Origin of the sequence: Mycobacteroides sp. H003, assembly GCF_001440135.1 — a bacterium.
Classification (GTDB): Bacteria; Actinomycetota; Actinomycetes; order Mycobacteriales; family Mycobacteriaceae; genus Mycobacterium; species Mycobacterium gwanakae.
This window is the reverse complement of sequence record NZ_LJYL01000010.1, coordinates 162,482-183,394: the sequence shown is the minus strand read 5'-3', so window position 1 is coordinate 183,394 and position 20,913 is coordinate 162,482. Positions and strand designations below refer to the sequence as shown.

20 protein-coding genes are annotated in these 20,913 nt (G+C 65.1%); 13 read left to right on the top strand and 7 right to left on the bottom strand.

The genetic code is table 11. The features are described 5' to 3' along the window. Positions 1 to 33: 33 nt before the first annotated feature. A complete protein-coding gene (locus AOT87_RS06765) occupies positions 34 to 825 on the bottom strand; it encodes a 3-oxo-5-alpha-steroid 4-dehydrogenase (RefSeq protein ID WP_057967994.1) in 792 nt (263 codons plus the stop codon). Between the two features lie 170 nt (positions 826 to 995). Here AOT87_RS06765 and AOT87_RS06760 point away from each other — a divergent pair, with 170 nt between their 5' ends. Genes AOT87_RS06760 through AOT87_RS06745 form a run of 4 tightly spaced genes read left to right on the top strand, consistent with a single transcriptional unit; the run spans position 996 to position 5,775 of the window. Then, complete coding sequence (locus AOT87_RS06760) at positions 996 to 1,844, top strand: nitrilase-related carbon-nitrogen hydrolase (protein WP_057967962.1); 849 nt, start codon at positions 996 to 998, stop codon at positions 1,842 to 1,844. 10 nt (positions 1,845 to 1,854) lie between these two features. Beyond that, complete coding sequence (gene hydA, locus AOT87_RS06755; RefSeq protein WP_057967963.1) at positions 1,855 to 3,276, top strand: dihydropyrimidinase; 1,422 nt, start codon at positions 1,855 to 1,857, stop codon at positions 3,274 to 3,276. Positions 3,277 to 3,301: 25 nt separating this feature from the next. Next, positions 3,302 to 4,318: a TIGR03842 family LLM class F420-dependent oxidoreductase gene (locus tag AOT87_RS06750; protein WP_057967964.1), complete on the top strand. Its 1,017-nt coding sequence runs from the start codon at positions 3,302 to 3,304 to the stop codon at positions 4,316 to 4,318. After that, on the top strand, positions 4,318 to 5,775 hold the full coding sequence (locus AOT87_RS06745; RefSeq protein ID WP_057967965.1) for an NCS1 family nucleobase:cation symporter-1: 1,458 nt from the start codon (positions 4,318 to 4,320) through the stop codon (positions 5,773 to 5,775). Before AOT87_RS06750 ends, AOT87_RS06745 begins: the two co-directional genes overlap by 1 nt. On the opposite strand, the gene AOT87_RS06740 is transcribed toward AOT87_RS06745, so the two are convergent. Continuing rightward, positions 5,753 to 6,691 carry an alpha/beta hydrolase gene (locus tag AOT87_RS06740; protein ID WP_057966039.1) on the bottom strand — a complete coding sequence of 313 codons (939 nt, stop codon included), beginning with the start codon at positions 6,689 to 6,691 and terminating at the stop codon, positions 5,753 to 5,755. The two genes, AOT87_RS06745 and AOT87_RS06740, sit on opposite strands and share 23 nt — an antisense overlap. 57 nt (positions 6,692 to 6,748) lie before the next feature. Here AOT87_RS06740 and AOT87_RS06735 point away from each other — a divergent pair, with 57 nt between their 5' ends. Continuing rightward, positions 6,749 to 8,764: a primosomal protein N' gene (locus AOT87_RS06735; protein ID WP_057967966.1), complete on the top strand. Its 2,016-nt coding sequence runs from the start codon at positions 6,749 to 6,751 to the stop codon at positions 8,762 to 8,764. 11 nt (positions 8,765 to 8,775) lie between these two features. Here AOT87_RS06735 and AOT87_RS06730 read toward each other — a convergent pair whose 3' ends face one another. Further along, complete coding sequence (locus tag AOT87_RS06730; protein ID WP_030093532.1) at positions 8,776 to 9,342, bottom strand: TetR/AcrR family transcriptional regulator; 567 nt, start codon at positions 9,340 to 9,342, stop codon at positions 8,776 to 8,778. A 179-nt stretch (positions 9,343 to 9,521) separates the two neighbouring features. Between AOT87_RS06730 and fmt the strand changes: the two genes are divergently transcribed. From fmt to ribD, 4 genes are read left to right on the top strand one after another with little or no spacing between them, the layout of a single operon-like run. Next, a complete protein-coding gene (gene fmt, locus AOT87_RS06725) occupies positions 9,522 to 10,454 on the top strand; it encodes a methionyl-tRNA formyltransferase (protein WP_057967967.1) in 933 nt (310 codons plus the stop codon). Continuing rightward, positions 10,451 to 11,854 carry a transcription antitermination factor NusB gene (locus AOT87_RS06720; RefSeq protein WP_057967968.1) on the top strand — a complete coding sequence of 468 codons (1,404 nt, stop codon included), beginning with the start codon at positions 10,451 to 10,453 and terminating at the stop codon, positions 11,852 to 11,854. Before fmt ends, AOT87_RS06720 begins: the two co-directional genes overlap by 4 nt. 40 nt (positions 11,855 to 11,894) lie before the next feature. After that, complete coding sequence (gene rpe / locus AOT87_RS06715; protein ID WP_030093529.1) at positions 11,895 to 12,560, top strand: ribulose-phosphate 3-epimerase; 666 nt, start codon at positions 11,895 to 11,897, stop codon at positions 12,558 to 12,560. Position 12,561: 1 nt separating this feature from the next. Further along, positions 12,562 to 13,584: a bifunctional diaminohydroxyphosphoribosylaminopyrimidine deaminase/5-amino-6-(5-phosphoribosylamino)uracil reductase RibD gene (ribD, locus tag AOT87_RS06710; protein WP_057967969.1), complete on the top strand. Its 1,023-nt coding sequence runs from the start codon at positions 12,562 to 12,564 to the stop codon at positions 13,582 to 13,584. Here the strand turns inward: ribD and AOT87_RS06705 are convergent. Beyond that, positions 13,552 to 15,099: an MFS transporter gene (locus tag AOT87_RS06705; RefSeq protein ID WP_057967970.1), complete on the bottom strand. Its 1,548-nt coding sequence runs from the start codon at positions 15,097 to 15,099 to the stop codon at positions 13,552 to 13,554. The genes ribD and AOT87_RS06705 overlap by 33 nt on opposite strands. After that, complete coding sequence (locus AOT87_RS06700) at positions 15,096 to 15,773, bottom strand: LppX_LprAFG lipoprotein (RefSeq protein ID WP_046253886.1); 678 nt, start codon at positions 15,771 to 15,773, stop codon at positions 15,096 to 15,098. The genes AOT87_RS06705 and AOT87_RS06700 overlap by 4 nt, the downstream gene beginning before the upstream one ends. A gap of 171 nt (positions 15,774 to 15,944) precedes the next feature. Here AOT87_RS06700 and AOT87_RS06695 point away from each other — a divergent pair, with 171 nt between their 5' ends. The 4 genes from AOT87_RS06695 to AOT87_RS06680 all read left to right on the top strand — a co-directional run bounded on the left by AOT87_RS06695 (position 15,945) and on the right by AOT87_RS06680 (position 19,392). After that, a complete protein-coding gene (locus AOT87_RS06695) occupies positions 15,945 to 16,685 on the top strand; it encodes a hypothetical protein (protein WP_030093525.1) in 741 nt (246 codons plus the stop codon). Positions 16,686 to 16,838: 153 nt separating this feature from the next. Next, a complete protein-coding gene (locus tag AOT87_RS06690; protein WP_030093524.1) occupies positions 16,839 to 17,705 on the top strand; it encodes a MetQ/NlpA family ABC transporter substrate-binding protein in 867 nt (288 codons plus the stop codon). Beyond that, positions 17,702 to 18,733 carry a methionine ABC transporter ATP-binding protein gene (locus tag AOT87_RS06685; RefSeq protein ID WP_057967971.1) on the top strand — a complete coding sequence of 344 codons (1,032 nt, stop codon included), beginning with the start codon at positions 17,702 to 17,704 and terminating at the stop codon, positions 18,731 to 18,733. Before AOT87_RS06690 ends, AOT87_RS06685 begins: the two co-directional genes overlap by 4 nt. Continuing rightward, the gene (locus tag AOT87_RS06680; RefSeq protein ID WP_057967972.1) at positions 18,730 to 19,392 is read left to right on the top strand and encodes a methionine ABC transporter permease; all 663 of its coding nucleotides are present in this window, start codon (positions 18,730 to 18,732) and stop codon (positions 19,390 to 19,392) included. Before AOT87_RS06685 ends, AOT87_RS06680 begins: the two co-directional genes overlap by 4 nt. Here AOT87_RS06680 and AOT87_RS28790 read toward each other — a convergent pair whose 3' ends face one another. Together AOT87_RS28790 and AOT87_RS06670 are read right to left on the bottom strand one after the other, a co-directional pair. Beyond that, the gene (locus AOT87_RS28790) at positions 19,393 to 20,121 is read right to left on the bottom strand and encodes a hypothetical protein (protein ID WP_044103932.1); all 729 of its coding nucleotides are present in this window, start codon (positions 20,119 to 20,121) and stop codon (positions 19,393 to 19,395) included. It abuts the gene before it with no gap. A 42-nt stretch (positions 20,122 to 20,163) separates the two neighbouring features. Then, positions 20,164 to 20,853, bottom strand: coding sequence for an MspA family porin (locus tag AOT87_RS06670; protein ID WP_057967973.1), 690 nt, complete (start codon positions 20,851 to 20,853; stop codon positions 20,164 to 20,166). Positions 20,854 to 20,913 lie beyond the last annotated feature (60 nt).

The window sequence follows — 20,913 nt, the reverse complement described above, 5'->3', positions numbered from 1 at the left end:
TCACGCCCGGCGCTTTTTTTATCGCTGCTGTACTCATATGAGGTAGGGGACCAGCGCTTTTCGCTCGGCCGGATAGTCGGCGAACTTCTCCTGGTACCAGCGGTGGGTGGCCAATGCGCGTGGGATCAGATTGCCGGCCGTGATCAACAGGATGACGACGCCGGGGAGGGCCCAGGTGAGCAGGGCGAAGCCGGCCCAGGCGATCAGCTCGCCCAGATATGCCGGACTGGTGACGAATCGGAAGCCACCGCCGAACGGGATGCGGTACTCGGCGCCGCCGGGGTTCTTCTTGTCACGCAGGTTTCGCACGATCGATTCCGAACTGAGCAGCAGCGTGAAGCCGCACAGATAGACGGCCAGGCCGAGCAGGAATCGTGGGTCGTGTAGCCAGGCGCGGTTGTACTGCCCGAAGAAGTCGTGGCTGAAAAGGGTTCCGTTGAGGTATCCGTGCATCGAGGTGACGAGCATGCCCATGACCACCACCGAGACGTTGAACGTACTGCGCTTGCCGGGTACCTGGCGGATGGCGAGCGGGAAGTACCAGCCGCGGTTGGCGTAGTGCAGCAGCCATATTCCGGCGAGAACCAAGGACGTGGGCTCGAAACGCGCAGGTCCGGTCAGATAGCAGACGAGAAACACCGCGGTCGCCGGAATCTCCATCAGCCACCAACCGAGTTTCGGGTTCAGATTGAGGCCGAGCTTCGTCGTCGAGAATCGCCCGTACGAACTCTGCGCGAAAAGACCTCCGATGATCACGAATGCCGCGAAACCGAAGGCCGCCGTCAGCACGGTGTCGTACGTGGTGTCGCCGGTGTACCAGTGCATGACCATTCCCTCGGTGAGTGGGCGGCATCGCCCTGATGTGTGCCGCAGAACTGTAACGTGTTCTACCACGGGTGCATTGCGCCCATCACAAGCGGCCAACCGCCGGGCGTACGCGCCGGTGTTGTGCGGATTGGCGCGCGCGCCGGGCGAGGTGCGCATAGAGTCTGCCAATGACGGTGATCAGAGCCGCACTGACGCAAGCGACTTGGACTGGCGACAAGGAATCGATGCTGGCCAAGCATGAGCGTTTTGTCGCCGAAGCGGCGTCCGGTGGCGCCCAGGTGATCTGCTTCCAGGAGCTCTTCTACGGCCCCTATTTCGGGATCGTGCAGGACAAGAAGTACTACGAATACGCCGAGTCGGTGCCCGGTCCGGTCACCGAGCGGTTCGCGGCGCTCGCCAGGGAACACCACATGGTCATGGTGCTCCCGGTGTACGAGGAGGAGCGCCCGGGAGTTCTCTACAACACCGCGGCGGTCATCGACGCCGACGGCACCTACCTGGGAAAATACCGTAAGCATCACATTCCTCACCTCGATCGATTCTGGGAGAAGTTCTACTTTCGGCCCGGAAATCTCGGGTACCCGGTGTTCGACACCGCGGTGGGAAAGATCGGTGTCTACATCTGTTACGACCGACATTTCCCAGAGGGCTGGCGTAATTACGGGCTCGCGGGAGCCGAGCTGGTCTTCAACCCTTCGGCCACCAAACCTGGGCTGTCCAATAGGCTTTGGGAACTGGAGCAGCCCGCCGCGGCGGCAGCCAACCAGTACTTCGTCGGTGCCAACAACCGGATAGGAACCGAGAACGGCGAATTCGGGGATCAGGCCGTGACTTTCTACGGCAGTTCCTACTTCGTGGACCCGCGCGGCAACTATGTGGGTGAGATCGCTTCAGAGAGTGCCGAAGAGATCGTGATCCGGGATCTGGACCTGTCCGTGGTCCGTGAGGTGCGGGGGGACTGGCAGTTCTATCGGGATCGCAGGCCGGACACCTACGACCCGATCGTCGCCCCGTAGGAGGCCCGCGATGGCTACGATCCTTATTCGGGGCGGCACCGTGGTAACCGCGACAGGCCGTGGCGCCGCAGATGTTCTGGTTGATGGTGAGAAGATCGCGGCGGTCCTGTTGCCCGGCAGCACGCTGCTCGGGGTGGATCTGGCCAGCGCCGTGGACACCGTGGTCGAGGCCGCCGGTAAGTACGTGATTCCCGGTGGCATCGATGCCCATACCCATATGTCGATGCCCTTCGGCGGTACCACGGCATCCGATGATTTCGAGACCGGGACGCGCGCCGCGGCCTGGGGCGGCACCACCACCATCATCGATTTCGCCGTGCAGAAGTACGGTGAGCGGCTTGAAGATTCGCTGCAAACCTGGCACGAGATGGCGGCGGGCCAGTGTGCGGTGGACTATTCCTTTCATCAGATTGTGGGCGATGTCAACGATGCCTCGCTGACGGCGCTGCACCGATTGGCTGACGAGGGCATTACCAGCTACAAGATGTTCATGGCGTATCCGGGGGTCTTTTACAGTGACGATGCGCAGATACTGCGCGCCATGCAGGTGGGTGCAGACACCGGGCTGATGACCATGATGCATGCCGAGAATGGCCCTGCCATAGATGTTTTAGTGGCTCAACTACTTGCGGCCGGTAAGACGGATCCGTACTACCACGGCATCGCCCGGGCCTGGCAGCTGGAGGAGGAGGCCACCCACCGCGCCATCATGCTGTCCAATCTGACCGGTGCGCCCCTGTACGTCGTACACGTCTCGGCCAAACAGGCCGTCGCGCAGTTGGCCGCCGCACGTGATGCCGGCCAAAACGTGTATGGGGAGACCTGCCCGCAGTACTTGTACCTGTCTCTGGAGGACAACTTGGGTGCGCCGGGGTTTGAGGGAGCCAAGTGGGTTTGTTCGACCCCGCTGCGGTCGAAGCGCGAACACCACCAGGACGAGATGTGGCGCGCGCTGCGTACCAACGACATCCAGATGGTCTCCACGGACCATTGTCCGTTCTGCATGAAGGGGCAGAAGGACATAGGCGTGGGTGACTTCTCGAAGATTCCCAACGGGATCGGCTCGATTGAGCACCGGATGGATCTGCTGTACCAGGGCGTCGTAGACGGCCGGATCACTCTGGAGCGATGGGTCGAGATCACCTCGACGACTCCGGCACGAATGTTCGGGCTGTATGGCCGCAAGGGAGTGATCGCGCCGGGTGCCGACGCGGACATCGTTGTCTACGATCCCCGCGGACACACCTCGATCGGGTTGGGCAAGACCCATCACATGAACATGGACCACTCGGCGTGGGAGGGATATGAGATCGACGGGCATGTCGACACCGTGCTCTCCCGCGGGAAGGTGATCGTCGACGGCGACGAGTATCTGGGCAGTAAGGGAGACGGCGCTTTCGTGCGCCGCGACCTGTGTCAATACCTCATCTGAGGTCGGTCGATAGAGAGGACCTGCGATGGACTTCGGGGTTGTCTTGCAATGTGATCCACCGGCGGCGCGGACCGTACAGCTGGCGAAACTTGCAGAGGCGCATGGCTTCACCCATCTGTGGACCTTCGATTCGCATCTGTTGTGGCAGGAGCCCTACGTGCTTTACAGCCAGATCCTGCATGAGACCACGCGGATTGTGGTGGGCCCCATGGTCACCAACCCGGCGACGCGGGACTGGACCGTCACCGCGTCGCTGTACGCCACCCTGAACGACATGTATGGGAACCGCACGATATGCGGAATCGGTCGTGGCGATTCGGCGGTGCGGGTGACCGGTGGCGCGCCCACGACGTTGACCACATTGCGTGAATCAATCCACGTCATCAGGGAGCTCGCGAACTCGCGGCCCGTCGAATACCACGGTGCCACCATGCAATTCCCGTGGAGTCGAGGATCTGAACTTCAGGTGTGGGTCGCGGCATACGGCCCGAAAGCGCTCGCCCTGACCGGTGAGGTGGCCGACGGGTTCATCCTGCAGCTGGCCGATATCGACATCGCACGGTGGATGATCGGGGCGGTGCGTGATGCCGCCGCGGCGGCCGGACGGGATCCGGCGGACGTGCGGATCTGCGTGGCCGCACCCATGTATGTGGGATCGGACTGGACGCATATGCGCGACCAATGCCGATGGTTCGGTGGAATGGTGGGCAATCACGTCGCCGACATCGTGGCGAGATACGGATCCAACGGTGAAGTGCCACAGTCTCTTACCGACTACATCAGTGGACGTCAGGGATACGACTACAACCAGCATGGCCGGGCCGGGAACACTCACGCGGAGTTCGTGGGCGATGACATCGTCGATCGCTTCTGTGTGCTCGGCACCGCGGCGGATCACATCGTAAAGTTGTTGGAGCTCAAGGCGCTGGGCGTGGACCAATTCGCCGGATATCTGCAGCACGACAACAAGGAGGAGACACTGCGGGTGTACGGAGAGACGATTATTCCCGCTCTGTCGCAACACATCACGGCGAAGAGCTGATGACCACAACAGAGGGAGAGCTCACGCAGGTTTTGGCGCCCGGCAGGCTGAGTAACGAAGACCTGGCACCCACGACTGCCGGGCAGGCCACCTGGCGGACTTGGGACATCTTCTGCCTCTGGATGACCTCGGCGCACAGTCTCGGCAGCTACGGATTCGCCGTGGGCATGCTCGCGTTAGGGCTGACGGGCTGGCAGACCATGCTCGCGCTGTTCACCGGGGTACTGGTGCTCTGGGGCGGAAGTAACCTGATCGGAATCGCCGGCCAGCGGCTGGGGGTGCCCTTCCCGGTTTTCGCGCGCGCCACCTTCGGGGTCTTCGGCGCCAACGTGCCGGCACTGTTACGGGGACTGGTGGCCATCTTCTGGTACGGAATCCAGACCTATCTGGCATCCACGGCGGTCATCGTGCTGCTGTTGCGCCTGGATCCGGGGCTACGGTCCTGGACCGAGCCGACGTTCCTGGGTTTGCACGCACTGGGATGGGCCGCTTTCCTGACGCTGTGGACCGTGCAGCTGCTGATTCTCAACTACGGCATGGAGATCGTTCGGAAGGTGTCCGATGTGGCGGGTCCGGTCGTCTGGATCGGCATGATCGCGCTGGCGATATGGATGCTGGCCAGTGTGGGCTGGAGCATCGACTTCGGTGCGCGCGTGGGCCCGCCGCTGGCACCGGGGCCCACGATGCTGGCATTCACTGGTGTCGCATTCCTGATGGTCGCATTCATGGCAGGCCCCCTGGTCAACTACGCGGACTTCGCACGTTTTGCCCCGAGCAGGCGGGCGATCCTGCGGGGGAACGCACTGGGGATCCCGCTCAATGAGACCGCCTTTGTGGTGATCTCGATCGTCATATCGCTTGCCGCGCTGAAGAAGTACGGCAGCGCGATGACCGACCCAGTGGAGTTGGTCGCCGATATCGACTCCGATGCCATAGTGGTCGTCGCGGCGATTCTCTTCGCCATCGCCACCGTCGGCATCAACGTGGTGCTCAACTTCGTGTCCCCGTCCTACGACATCTCCAATGTCGCACCGAAATACATCTCGTTTCGTACCGGGGGCATCATCACGGCGGTCCTATCGGTCGCGGTGCTTCCCTGGAAGATCTGGGGGAATGAAGCCGCGATCGTGTACTTCCTCGGCGGGGTCGGCGCGCTCATGGGTCCGGTGTTCGGAATCCTGGTGGTGGACTACTACCTGCTGCGCCGGCAGCGCACCAATACCGCCGACCTGTACTCCGAGTCCACCGAAGGCGCCTACTACTACGCCCGCGGGTTCAACCCCGCGGCGCTGATCGCACTGGGTGTTTCCGGTGCGGCGGCGGTCGCCATCGCGCTCGCGCCCTCGGCGCAGAGCCTGACGGCACTTTCATGGCCGGCCGGAGCGCTCTTGGGGGGCGCGCTGATGTATGTGTTGAGCCGGAGATCGGGCCGGGCTAGCCGTGCAACGCCTTCTTGAGGGCGGCCAGTGATCGGTCGCGCTCTTCGGTGGCGGCGGGCACGATATCGGCGTAGCCCAGGTAGCCGTGGATAAGAGTGGGGGCGTTGTGCAGTTCCACCGGCACGCCGGCCCCGCTGAGCAGCTCGGCGTACGTGGCGCCGTCGTCGCGCAGCGGATCGAATTGCGCGGTCCCGATGAACGCCGGGGCCAGCCCCTCGAAGCTCTCGGCACGCGCCGGGACCAGCGTCGGACCCGCGGTGGCCGGATTGGTGTCCCCGAGATACCACTTGCTCAGCCCCGCGACGGCCTTCGTGTCCAGGACGGGTGCCTCGGCATTCTCGATCATCGATGGCAGCGTCACGTCGAAGGTGGTGGCCGGGTACCACAGCACCTGGAAGGCCAGCGGAATGCCGTTATCGCGGGCCAGCTGAGCCAGCACCGCGGACAGGTTTCCGCCGGCGGAATCGCCACCCACGGCGAGACGATCCGGATCGCCGCCGATCTCCGCGGCGTGTTGATGCACCCATTGCAGTGCGGCCCAGCAGTCTTCGACCGCCGCGGGGTAGGGATGCTCCGGTGCCAGTCGGTAGTCCACCGACACCACCACGGCGTCGGCCTGCACGGCCGCGGCGCGGCCGACCGCGTCGTGGGTATCGAGGTCGCCGATCACCCAGCCGCCCCCATGGATCAGCACAAACACCGGGTGCACTCCATCCTCGGACGGAGAGTAGATACGTACCGGTATCTCACCCGCGGGGCCCGGGATGGTGCGGTCCTCTACCTTGGCCACCTCGATCCACGGCGGGCGCGCGGTGGCGATCGCGCGATACGCGTCCCGGGAAGCCTGCGGCCCGTCCGGCGAAACGAGCTGAATCGGAACAGCTTCCAGGATCTTGAGGATGATCGGGTCGATGCCGGTTTCGGTGGCGGTCATGCCGTCACTGTAACGGGTGCTGACCTGCGAGTCGGGGGCGTCTGCTAGAACCACCAGGTGACTGCGACGCGGGTGGTGGCCGAGCATGAGCCGGTTGCCCGGGTGCTGCCGCTGCTCACCGTGCCGCATCTCGATCGTGAGTTCGACTATTTGGTGTCCGCGGAGCAATCCGACGACGCCCAGCCCGGAGTACGGGTGCGGGTGCGCTTCCATGGCCGGCTTGTCGACGCGATCCTGCTGGAACGCCGTTCCGAAAGCGATCACGCGGGCAAGCTCGGGTGGCTGGATCGCGTGGTGTCACCCACGCGGGTGCTGACGCCGGATGTGCGCAGGCTCGTTGACGCGGTGGCGGCCCGATACGCGGGAACCCGCGCCGACGTGTTGCGACTCGCGCTGCCGCCACGCCATGCGCGGGCCGAGAAGGAAACTCGCCCGTCGGCAGCCGATGACTTCGAGTTGCCAGCGGTCGACGGATCGGGCTGGGCTCGTTACCAGCGCGGCGAGCGTTTTCTCGAGGCACTGTCGCAGGGCAGGGCAGCACGCGCGGCGTGGCAGGCGCTGCCCGGCGAGGCCTGGTGCACTCGCCTCGCCGAGGCGGCGGTGGCCGCATCCGGCACCGGCAGGGGAGTGCTGGCAGTCGTCCCCGATCAGCGCGATATCGATGCGTTGTCCGCCGAGTGTGTGAAACATATTGGGGCACCGCGCGTTATCGCGCTTTCGGCGGAACTCGGACCCGCCGAGCGATATCGGCGCTGGCTGGCGGTACTGCGTGGAGATGCGACCGTGGTGATCGGTACCAGGGCCGCGGTGTTCGCCCCGGTGGCCAATTTGGGTCTGGTGATGGTGTGGGACGACGGCGACGACAATCTCGCCGAACCCCGTTCGCCCTACCCGCACGCCCGCGAGGTGGCCATGCTGCGCGCACATCAGCTGCGATGCGCGGCGGTGATCGGTGGGTACGCGCGCACCGCCGAAGCGCAGGCGCTCGTGGAGAGCCGCTGGGCACACGACCTTGTGGCGGCCCGGCCTGTGGTGCGCAGGGCCTGCGCGCGGATCAGTGCTCTCGACGACAGCGGGTACGCGCAGGAACGCGACCCGGCGGCACGTTCGGCGCGGCTTCCCATGGTGGCGCTGAAGGCTGCGCGCGATGCGTTGAAGCGCGGCCACTCGGTGCTCGTGCAGGTGCCGCGACGTGGATACGTTCCGGCGTTGGCCTGTACCCGGTGCCGCACTGTCGCGCGGTGCCGTCACTGCACCGGCCCACTGGCTTTGGAAGGGCCCGGCGGGCCGTCCAACAATGTCAGCCCCAGCTGCCGCTGGTGCGGACGCGTGGATGCTGACCTGCATTGCGTCCGCTGTGGCTCCAGTGCGGTCCGCGCCGTGGTGGTGGGTGCCCGCAGAACGGCCGAGGAACTGGGCCGGGCACTGCCCGGGGTCCCCGTGGTGACCTCCGGTGGCGGCGAGGTGCACACCATGGTCACCGGGCCGCCGAGCCTGGTGGTGTGCACGCCGGGGGCAGAGCCCTTGACACCCAACGGTTATGGCGCGGCGCTGCTCTTGGACGCATGGGCGCTGCTGGGACGCCAGGACCTACGCGCCGCGGAAGACACGTTGCGGAAGTGGATGGCAGCCGCGGCGTTGGTGCGCGGACATGAAGAAGGTGGCGCCGTGGTGGTGGTCGCGGACTCCACACTGCCCACCGTGCAGGCACTCATCCGGTGGGATCCGGTGGGGCATGCCGCCGGCGAATTGGTCGCGCGCGCAGAGGTTGGATTGCCGCCGCAGGTGCACATCGCGGCCATCGACGGGCCTGCCGCAGCGGTGGCTGCCCTGGTCGACACCGCGGAGCTGCCCGGGGGCGCCGAACTGTTGGGGCCGGTCGATCTTCCGGCGGGAGCGCGCCGGCCGGCCGGGATATCCGATGGTGCCGAAGTGGTGCGCATGCTCGTACGCGTACCGCGCACAGCCGGGCTGGAGATGGCCGCAGCTTTGCGCCGTGGAGTGGCAACGTTGAGTGCCCGGCGCGACGCGGAACCCGTCAGAGTGCAGATCGACCCGCTGCATGTGGGCTGATCGGGCGAACCTCAGGTGTTAGCGGCGACGAGCGCGGGACCGGCGCTGATGCCCTGGGCGAAGGTCTCGACGATATAGCCGATGAGATCGTCCCGGCTAAGAGTCCGCGAGGCGCTCCACCAGTTGATCGTCATGAGCACACCGCCAACCGCCAGCCGCGACCAGATCGGCGCCAGCTGTTGCATGTGATTGCCGGGGAACTCGGCCTGCAAATGTTCCTCGGTGACCTGCGCGATGAGGTCGAACACCCCGTGATCGAGCCGTTCCTGCGCGGTGAGGTCGCGATCAAGCGCGATGTACAGCTCCGGTTCCGCGGTGATCCAGTCGATGACGATGTCGGCAAACGCCCGGGTCTGGTCGCGTATATCGCCGACCATGCTGTCTCGCCACGAACCGGAGATCAGCCGATCGGCGTGGCGGCGGCTTAACGCCCGCAGCAGGTCCGCCTTGGTGGGAAAGATTGCATAGCAGGCGGACCGGGCGAATCCGGCCTCCCTGGCAACCTCGGCGATGGAGACGGTGCCTCCCGTGTTGCGAATCGCGCGCTCCGCGGCGTCAAGTAGTTCTTCTGCTCGCAGTTTGCGATCATACGGAGCGCCACTCGGCCGGCCTCGTCCTCTGGTAGCCATCGAAATCATGGTATCGGATGTATCCAGACTTAGTGCCGCTCTGCTCGGCGAACCATGTGTACGGCTCCAGGGTTGGCCGTCGCGCCTGGGATTCGATGTGGACGGTGCATCCTTCCTAGACTGACGCGGTGCGCATAGTGTTCGCCGGTACTCCGGCCCCGGCGTTGCCGTCTCTGCGAAGGCTGCTGGCCTCCCGTCACGAGGTTGTCGCGGTACTGACGCGGCCCGACGCCCGCGCGGGCAGGGGACGGGCCGCGGCGGCGTCGCCGGTGGCCGAGCTGGCCCGCGAGCACGGGCTGCCTGTGCTCACACCGGCGCGGCCCAACGACGCGGAATTCGTCAGTGAGCTCACCGAACTCGCTCCGGACTGCTGCGCGGTGGTCGCCTACGGCGCCCTGCTGAAACCAGAACTGCTCGCCGTGCCCACTCACGGCTGGGTGAACTTGCATTTCTCGCTGTTGCCCGCGTGGCGCGGTGCCGCACCCGTGCAGGCATCCATCGCGGCCGGGGACCAGATAACAGGTGCCACGACATTTCTCATCGAGCCCGCGCTGGACAGCGGGCCCGTCTATGGCGTGGTCACCGAACGGATCACCGCACGTGACACCGCCGGTGCGCTGCTGGGGCGGCTTGCCGAATCCGGTGCGGGGCTTCTTGAATCGACAATGGACGGGATCGAAGACGGGGCACTGGTGGCCGTGCCGCAGCCGGCCGACGGAGTGAGCGTCGCACCGAAGATCACGGTGGAACAGGCACGCATCCGATGGGAGCTTCCTGCCCACGCGATAGATCGCCATATCCGCGCCATGACACCCGAACCCGGTGCCTGGACCACTATCGGGGACATTCGTATCAAGGTTGGACCGGTGAGAACAGATGTGGATGTGCCCGCCGAGGAACTACCACCCGGAGCCTTCGCGGTCCGCAAGCGTGACGTGCTGGTGGGCACCGGCACCACACCGATCGCGCTCGACGAGGTACAACCCCAAGGTAAGAAGCTGATGAACGCTGTCGATTGGGCGCGCGGCGCCCGGCTGGACGCGGAGGTGCGCGCACTGTGACTACCCGACCACCACGCCGACGGCCCAACCAGGATGCGCGCCCGAAGGAGCGTGCACGCCACAAGCTCGACCCGGCACGTCAGGCCGCGCTCGACGTACTGCGCGCGGTATCGCGCCAGGATGCGTATGCCAATCTGGCCCTGCCCGCACTGCTGCGTGAACGCGGTATCACCGGGCGCGACGCCGCTTTCGCTACCGAACTCACCTATGGAACGTCCAGGGCTCGTGGTCTTCTCGATGCGGTCATCGCGTCGGCGGCGGGCCGCACCATCGACCAGGTTGACGAGGGGTTGCGTGATCCCTTGCGACTGGGGGCCTACCAACTATTGCGCACCCGCGTGGAACCACACGCTGCACTGTCCACCACGGTAGATGCCGTGGCCGTCGAATTCGACCAGGGCAGAGCCGGTTTCGTGAATGCGGTGCTGCGGACGATCTCGCGCCGCAGTGAGCAGGAATGGGTCGATGAGCTGGCCCCGCCGGAATCCGACAGGATAGGCCGACTCGCCTTCGCGACCGCCCATCCACGATGGATCGCGCAGGCGTTCTCCGATGCACTTGGCCCCGCGGCAGGTGAGCTTGCCGATGTGCTCGCCAGCGATGATGAGCGTCCCGTGGTGCACCTCGCCGCGCGTCCTGGGCATATCGACGCGGTCACGCTGGCCGACGAGGTGGGCGGCACCGTCGGCCGTTACTCGCCCTATGCCGTGTACCTGCCCGGCGGAAATCCGGGTCGGGTCGACTCAGTCCGCGATGGCCTGGCACAGGTGCAGGACGAAGGCAGCCAGCTGGTCGCGCGCGCGACCGCATTGGCTTCGCTGGACGGAACCGACGAGCAATGGCTTGACCTGTGCGCGGGGCCTGGCGGCAAGACCGCGCTACTGGGCGCACTGGCGGCCGAGCGTGGAGCGCACGTCACGGCGATCGAGGTCGCTGCCCATCGCGCCGAACTGGTGGCCGCCGCCACGAAATCCCTGCCGGTGACGGTGCTCACGACGGACGGGCGCGAAAGCGGCTTGGTGCCCGGATCCTTCGACCGCGTGCTGGTCGATGCCCCGTGCACGGGGCTGGGCGCATTGCGCCGCCGCCCGGAGGCCCGCTGGCGCCGTCAACCGGGTGATATTCCGGCGCTGGTCAAGTTGCAACGCGAATTGCTTTCCAGCGCCATCGAATTGACCCGGCCGGGCGGCATCGTCGTGTACAGCACCTGTTCGCCGCACCTGGCCGAAACGGTGGGTGTGGTCTCTGATGCAGTGCGCCGTCATCCGGTGGCAGCCGAGGACGCCCGTGTGGTGTTCCCCGGAGTGGACAGGCTCGGCGATACCGATGCGGTGCAGTTGTGGCCGCACCGGCACGGCACCGATGCCATGTTCACCGCCCTCCTGCGTAAACACGCATGATCCGGCACATAAGCTGAACGGCATGTCTCACCGCGCTCCCATGATCGCCCCGTCGATCCTGTCTGCCGATTTCGCACGTCTCGCCGATGAGATGGCGGCAGTGGAAGGAGCCGACTGGTTGCATGTGGACGTCATGGATGGGCACTTTGTACCCAATCTGACACTGGGTCTCCCTGTCGTCGACAGCCTGCTGGCCGCAACCGATATCCCAATCGACTGCCATCTGATGATCGACAATCCTGACCGGTGGGCGCCCGGATACGCCGAGGCGGGGGCGCACAATGTGACCTTCCATGCCGAGGCCACGGATAATCCCATCGCCGTCGCCCGTGACATCCGGGCCGCGGGTGCCAAGGCTGGACTCAGCATCAAGCCGGGCACGCCTCTGGATCCATATCTGGAGGTGCTCAAGGACTTTGACACGCTGCTGGTGATGTCGGTGGAACCGGGATTCGGCGGACAATCCTTTATCGCGGGCGTGCTCGACAAGGTGCGCACGGTGCGTAAGCTCGTCGATTCCGGTGAACTGACGGTGCTCGTGGAGATCGACGGCGGCATCAATGCCGACACCATCGAGCAGGCCGCTGAGGCCGGTGTCGACTGTTTCGTGGCTGGTTCGGCCGTCTACGGGGCGCAAGACCCCCAAGCGGCGGTGCGGGCTTTGCGTGAGCAAGCTGCCAGGGCGGCAGCACATTTGGCCCGCTGATATGACCAACCCGATTGGTCTCGATGCCGCCATGGATCTGGCGATCCGGGCCGCCGAGGAAGTCAAGGGCAGTACCTATCCGAACCCGCCCGTGGGTGCGGTGATCCTGGATGCGGCGGGAGTGGTTGCCGGAGTCGGCGGCACCCGTCCGCCCGGACAGGAACACGCAGAGGTGGTGGCGCTGCGCCAGGCCGGTGATGCCGCGGCAGGCGGCACCGCTGTCGTGACCCTGGAGCCGTGCAATCACCAGGGAAGAACCGGCCCCTGCGTGGATGCGCTTGCAGCTGCGGGTATTTCACGTGTTGTCTACGCCGTCGCCGATCCAAATCCACAGGCGGCCGGGGGAGCAGAGCGCTTGCGTGCGCTGGGTATCGACGTCATCGACGGTGTGGGCACAGAGCTGGTCTCGGCAGGAACGCTGCGCGAATGGTTGTACAAACAACGTACCGGTCGTCCCCATGTCACCTGGAAGTACGGCGCCAGTGTCGACGGGCGCAGCGCCGCCAATGACGGCACCAGTCAGTGGATCACCAGCGAGCAGTCCCGCGCCGACGTGCACCGGCGCCGCGCGTTCGCCGATGCCGTTCTCGTGGGTACTGGCACCGTCTTCGCCGACGATCCACAGCTCACTGCGCGCACGCCCGAGAACGCGTTGTTTCCCCACCAGCCGCTGCGCGTCGTCATCGGTATGCGCGAGGTCTCCTCGGATGCAAAGGTATTGAACGACGACTCGCACACCATGGTGATCCGCACCCACGACCCGGCCGAGGTGCTTGCGGCGCTGGCGGACCGAACCGACATCTTCCTGGAGGGTGGACCGACGTTGGCCGGGGCCTTTCTGCGTGCCGGCCTGGTGGACCGAATCCTGGCCTACCTCGCCCCAATGCTGTTGGGTGGCAACGTCCCCGCCGTGGAGGACGTGGGCGTCACCACCCTGTCACGCGCGCTGCACTGGGAGTACGACCAGATCGAACGCATGGGACCCGACGTGCTACTGAGCCTCGTTCCCCGCCTTGCGGTGTGAACCGATGAACAGCGCGATCACCGCGCCGATCACACAGACGATTGCCGTGATTGCGAACATCTCGCTGTACATCTCGCTGTAGGCGGTGATGCTGCGGTTCAGGAGCCGCATTTGTAGCTCCATGAAATTCGGCTTTCCGGTCGGCTTGGGTTCCTTGGCGGCCAGCGCATCGAAGTTCTGGTAGAAGCGGTGAATACCCCAACCGCCGAGGGCAGCCATGCCGATGAGCATGCCCGTCATTCGAGCCACCACCACGAGGGCCGAGGCGATGCCGTGCTGAGCGGCGGGCACAACGCGGAGAGCCGCGGATGACAGCGGTCCGATCACCAGGCCCAGACCCACACCGGCGACCACCAGGTCGGTGTCGAGCCGGGGCAGCGTGAAGAGCCCGAAGTTGTGCACGGCATCCAACACGTCTACCGGCCAACCGGAGATCAGGTAGTACCCGAACGCGGCGATGAGCAGGCCGATGACGGCGATGATCCGATCGCCGAATCGGGTCGCGAGCCAGCCGCCGATCACAGCCCCGATCGGCAGTGCGACAAGGAAGCGGGACAGCAGGAAGACCGCGTCGGCCTTGTTCATCTGCAGCACTCCCTGCCCGAGCAGCTCGATGTTGACCAGTGTCACCATCAACGCCGCACCGGCGGCCAGGGACGCGGCCAACGCCGCGAAGAACGGGCCGAACCGCACGCCTTCTGGCTTGATCAGCCGGGTTTTGGCCCGCGATTCCCAGAGGATGAACGCCAGGAATGCGACCCCTGATCCGATCAGAACCGGCAGGGCCCACTCGGGTAGGGCCGAGACTTTCGGATCGGGACTGTATAAACCCACCACCAGCAGCGCCAATGCGGCGGCCAGCAGTGCGCCCCCGACGACGTCCACCTTCGGCCGATTCGGGTCGTGCTGGTGCGCGGGCACGCTGAACTGGACCAATACGATGGCGATGATTGCCAACGGCACGTTGACCCAGAAGATGGCGGTCCAGTGGCCGAACAGCCATACGCACAGTACGCCGTACAGGGGGCCGAGCACGCTGCCCAGTTCCTGGGCGGCACCGATACCGCCGAGAACGGTCGCGCGATTGCGTTGCGCCCACAGATCGGCGCCCAGAGCCAGCGTGACCGGAAGCAGCGCGCCACTGGCCACACCCTGAATGATGCGGCCCGTGACCAGCATCGTCAGGTCGGTGGACAGCGCCGTGACGATCGAACCGATCGCGAAGCCCGCCAGCGCCAGCTGCAGGATGAGGCGGCGGCCGAATCGGTCGGAGGCCTGTCCCAGCAGCGGCATCGCGGCGATATATCCCAGTAGGTAACCCGTGACGATCGGAGTGACCTGCTGGATGTTGTTCAGCGCGATGCCGACGGTAGTCATGATGTCGGTGAAGACACTGACTACGACGTAGGTGTCCAGGGCGCCCAGGAGCACCGCCAGGCTTCCGGCGCCGATGGCGATGCTGCGATGCCGCAGGGGTAGGGAGGTACCGGGCTCCTCCGTCGCTGTGTGCGTCACAGGGCGGGCTTGTCGACCGTGACCGGCTTGCCCCAGTCGGACAACGACATCTCGATGGTGTTACCCGGCGAGGTGTCGACACTGATCTTGGTCAGCAGGTGCTTGTCGTCCTTCTGGATCCACGCCTTGGCCGGAATGTCGGCGGTGAGCGTGGTGCCGCCGGTGAAGGTGTTCAAGGCGTCCTTGTTCATCGTTCCGGTCACGAGAACCGAATCGACACCGTCGACGGTCTCGACCTTTTGGGACTTGGCATCGGTGATGTTGGCCAGCAGGTTGGCCAGCCCCTTGTTGGGGTCGAGAATCAGCCCGATGTCGTAGATGTCCTTGACCGGTCCCATGCTGGAGTACGCGCTGCCGAGCTGCGCGAACAGCTCGCCGTCGACCACGACGAACGGCAGTTCCAGCCCCCCGGTCTTGGCGGTGCCCTTGGCGGCCACGGCGGGTGTGGTGGTCAGATCGCCGGTCAGGTCCGACAGCTTGAGGGTCGGCTTGTCGCCGGTGACCTTGAGCACGATGTGCGTGCTGGTCTGGGTCTTGGTGGTGGCCGCCGATTCGCTGAGCAGCGTGGCGGCCTCGGGCAGGCTGGGGTCGGCCTTCTCGGTCTTGGAGCAGCCGGCCAGGGCGATGGCGGCGACGGCTACGGGGATAAGGGCGAGTCGGATGCGGTTGCGCATGGGACCGATCGTAGAGGCTGACCGCGACCACTGGGAGGCTCGCGACACGACGACGTTGCTGGCGATGAAATTGACACCCCAGCAATCCGACGCCATGCTCATTTGCAGGGCGGGATTGTCAACCGAGGGCTGGTTGTGGTGAAAAACGTGAGCAGAGCACTGGCATGTGGCATGTCCACGGTCGCCGCTGCCGCCGGCATTCTCGTTGCTTCACCTGCGCTTTCATTCGCCGATCCAGCCTCGGAAACTCCGCCCAAGATTGTCGCTTTCCCGGGCATGTCGATTGTCCAGGGGGATAGCCGTTGCACGCTCGGCTACGTCGATCCGATATCGCGAATCGGTCTGACGGCGGGACATTGCAACGCCACCGGCGCGGTCACCGATCTGGGAGGGAACCGTGTCGGCGAGGTGCTGCTGATGAGCCGGAACCTGCCAACAGGCGGAGCGATCGGCCCCGGCGACGTCGTCTCGGACTATGAGGGCATCACGTTCGCGCCCGGGGTCGAGCTGAGCAGCAACCTGCCCAACGGGGTTGCGCTGCGCATGACCCAGAACGCGGGCCCCGAACCCGGGCTCCCGGTGTGCCTGATGGGCTCGGTGTCGGGCGAGACGTGCGGCAAGGTCGATGCGATCAACAACGGCTGGTTCACCATGACGGATGTCGGTGGGCAACACGGTGATTCGGGTGGTCCGGTGTACACCATCACCCAGCCCGGCCAGGCATTGCTGGTCGGCATCTACTCGCTGCGGTGGGGTGGAAAGCCCGCGGCCATGTCCTGGTCGGCGATATCCGCACAGATGCAGTCGCAGTTGGTGGCGCAGATCCCGGCTGCCGGGCCGGGTAACGGCGGTCCACCGCTGCCTGCCATGCCCACCCCGCCGCCGGTCGACGCGGTGCCCGCCGCGGCCTAGGCTTCGGCGGCTCATTTCGCGTTCGTACAGGGCGCATTGCGTTTTCTATTCTGGTACTGTGGCGCCGTTCTGGGGCCATTATTAAATTTGCTGAGCCTTCAGAAATTCCACAATGTCAACCATTGTGATCACACTGAATTTTGGAAGGTAGACATGAAGCGCATTGCCATTGCTCTCGCAGCCGTCGCGATAGCCATGGGGACTGTAGGGTGCTCCGCGAGCGACGATCGTGGGGGAAACATCGTGCGTATCGGCACCACAGAGGCGGGTAAAGACTCGTGGGACGTCTTTGTCGAGGAAGCAGGGAAGGCGGGAATCAAACTCGTCACCACCAACTTCACCGACTACAGCCAGCCCAATGTGGCACTCACTCAAAAGCAGATCGATGTGAATCTATTCCAGCACCTTCGTTTCCTGGGTGAATACAACGTTGCCGATAACGCGAATCTTGCGCCGGTCGGTGCCACCTATATCGTGCCGCTCGGACTCTATTCGCAGAAGCACAAGCTGATTGCGGACATTCCACAAGGCGGACAGATCGCGATTCCCAACGACCCGCCCAACCAGGCGCGCGCGCTGTTCGTGTTGAAGGCGGCCGGGCTCATCGCGCTCAAGGGCGGCCGTACGACACCGAGTGTGGCCGATATAGACAAGGGGGCCTCCAGGGTCACCGTGACGCTGGTGGACGCGGCGCAGACCGCGTTGTCTCTCAAGTCGACCGATGGCGCCGTCATCAACAACACCTATCTGGCGCAGTCGAATATCGACCCCAAGAGCGCGCTCTACGCCGATGACCCGGCCAGTCCGGGCGCCGAGCCGTACATCAACGTCATCGTTGCGCGCGATGAGGAGAAGGACAATCCGACCTATCAGAAACTCGTCGATGTCTTCCATTCCCCGGCCGTCACCGAGGCATACGCCAAGGAGAGCAAGGGAACTCAATTGACCGTGACAAAGAGTGGCCAGGACTGCGCGTCGATTCTGGCGAGGATCGAGCAGCAGATCCGCGCCGAGAAATGACGGGAGCGGCGCCGCTCATCCGGTTCGAGAACGTCAGCAAGACGTTTCGGGTGGGCAAGAAGACCGTCACCGCCGTCGATGACGTGTCGCTGGACATCGACGCGGGCGACGTGTTCGCCATGATCGGTTACTCGGGGGCGGGGAAGAGCACCCTGGTGCGTCTCATCAACGGACTGGAGCGACCCAGCTCTGGTCGGGTCGTGGTGGACGGAGCCGAGGTCAGCGCCCTCGGGGAGCGCGAATTGCGTAGTCTGCGCACCGATGTGGGCATGATCTTTCAGCAGTTCAATCTCTTTCGGTCCCGGACCGTGGCGGGAAACATCGCCTACCCGCTGCGGGTGGCTGGGTGGACGGCCGAGAAGCGCACCGCGCGGGTCGCCGAGCTGCTGGAGTTCGTCGGCTTGGGTGAGAAGGCCAAGAGCTATCCGGATCAGCTTTCCGGTGGGCAGAAACAACGTGTCGGGATTGCGCGCGCACTCGCGACATCGCCGTCGATCCTGTTGGCCGACGAGGCCACCAGCGCTTTGGATCCCGAGACCACCGGCGATGTGCTGCAACTGCTGCGCACGGTGAACGACGAGTTCGGGGTCACCATCGTGGTGATCACCCATGAGATGGACGTGGTGCGTACGGTGGCCGATCGCGTCGCGGTTCTCGCCGATGGCAGGGTCGTCGAGTCCGGCACCGTTTTCGACGTTTTCTCGACTCCGCAGAGTGAGGCGGGTAAACGCTTCGTCGGCACGGTTCTGCAGAACACGCCGAGCGCCGCGGATGTCACCCGAATAGCTAAGCGGCACAAGGGAAGCATCGTCTCAGTGGAGATCAGCGAGGGTGTCCAGATAGGACCGGCGCTGGCACGTGCCACCGAGCTCGGGGTGCGTTTCGAGGTGGTCTACGGAGGTATCACCACTCTTCAGTCGCGCTCCTTCGGCAATCTCACACTCGAGCTTGAGGGGCCTGATAGTCAAGTGGCACAGATTATTTCGGACTTATCCGCAGTGACGACCATCCAGCAGGTGAGGCGATGACGACGAATTGGGAGCGGTTGCGCCCGCAATTGTTCGAAGCCTTTGGCGACACCCTGTACATGGTGTCGATCACCCTGGTGGTGGGCGGTGTCATCGGTCTGGGCTTGGGAGTGCTGCTGTACACCACCAGATCCGGTGGGCTGTTGCAGAACCGGGTGCTGCATACGCTGCTCAACGTAGTGGTGAACATCGTCCGGCCCATACCGTTCGTGGTGTTGATCGCCGCACTCGGACCGATCACACTTGGGGTGGTGGGGACGACCATCGGCACCACGGCGGTGGTGTTCGTGATGATCGTCGCGGCGTCTTTCGCGATTGCGCGCATTGTCGAACAGAACCTGGTGACCATCGACCCCGGGGTCATCGAGGCGGCGCGCGCAGTCGGTGCCGGGCCGTTGCGGATCATCCTGACGCTGCTGGTGCCGGAAGCGCTCGGGCCGTTGATACTCGGCTACACCTTTGTGCTCATCGGGATTGTGGACATGTCCGCGATGGCAGGTTTGGTGGGAGGTGGCGGTTTGGGCGATTTCGCGATCGTGCAGGGATATCAGCGTTTCAACTGGCAGGTCACAATCGTATCGACCGTCATCATCATCGCGCTGGTCCAGGCGGCGCAGTTCTTTGGAAACTATCTGGCGCGCAAGGCGCTTCGGCGATAGTTACGCGGGAGGCGTAGGCGCGGCAGGTGCTGGCGCGGCGGCAGGTGCCGGCGGTGCCCCCGGCGCGGGAGCAGCGCCTTCGGGCGCCTCGGGCGGGGTCCAGTGCCACTGCTCGGGTGCGGGGCCTTGCGAGTCGTCACCCAAACCGGGAATGCGTGTTCCGGGAGGCGGGGCGGTGCCGGGTAGCGGCTGGTTGAGCGATTCCTTGGTTCCACGGCCCACGATGCCGCCTCGCCACTGACCGTCCTGAACGCCCCGAACGAGCCTGCCCAGATAGTCACCGCCGGAGATATCGGCTTTCTCTTCGCCGGGGTTCACCCCGTAGATCTCGCCCTTGCCGGGCTCTGCGGGTTTGAGGTTCTGTGGCAACAGGTACTCGTTGTTCAGCGCCCTCGTGTTCGGGGTGACGACGGGAGTCTCGACACCCGGTGCCGCTGGTGCTGCCGGTGCCGGATTCTGGCCGATCAGATTGGGATTACCCACGATCGCCAGGTTGGTGGGTATGCCACCGGGGCCCTGTTCGGTGCCGGACAGGGCGAGCGGATTGCCGATCTGCGAAGGCGGTGGCGGCTCCGGAGGGCCGGGAGGCGCCGCAGGGGCGGGCGCCGGAGCCGGGTCGGGTTCCCCGGGATCGGCTCCGGCGGTTGCCGCGGAGGAGAACAGCGCACTGGCGGCAAGAGCCGCAGCCACCCCGATCTTCACGATGGACGGACGATCGGGGTTTTTCATGGCTGCGTCTCCTCTGCGCTGGACTTGATCGGACGGTCTGAACTAGACGGTCTTCGTGACGCCGTAGTAGGCGACGATATCGTCGTTGTCCTTTGACGAGCTGGTCAGCACGGCGTACGAACGCAGGAACGACTGGCCGATGCAACCGTCGATCTTGATGTGCACGTCCTTGAGGGTGATGCGCACTTCGCTGCCCTTGTACTTCTTCTTGTCGACCGAGACGTTGATGACCTCACCGGGCTGGGGGTGGACCTCGATCTGGCCCTGAATGGGCAGGCCGAGGCTGCCGATGCCGCCGGTGGTCAGACCGACGTTCAGACCGATGGAACCATTCAGCTTGACGGTGTTCAGGCTGATGCCGCAGCCGATCTGGTAGCCGGCTTCCAGCGTGCCGCCGGACAGCTTGGTGCTGCCGCCACCCTTGGCCGAGCCGGTGAACGTGCCACCGGCGAGGTATTCGCGCGACGAGGTGGCGGTGGTCAGCGGCGGGATGGGCAGCTGGGTCTCGTCTTTGGCACCGACGGTCAGGGTCCAGCCGTCGGGGGTCTTGACGATGCCCGGATCTTCCGAGCCGACGACACCGTTGTCCGGCGGGGGGCCGTCGGCGGGCGGCGGCGGGGCGTCGGCGACGGGCTGCACGGGTGGTGGGTCATCGGACGGGTCCGCCAGGGCGAACGGCGCCGCCGCCGCGAGCGCGCACACGGCAGTGAGGGTGACGAGACTCTTGAGCATGGGAATGGGGCCTCTCGTGGTCTTTTGTGGTGGGGCGGCTGAGTGAGTTTTGGTCATCAA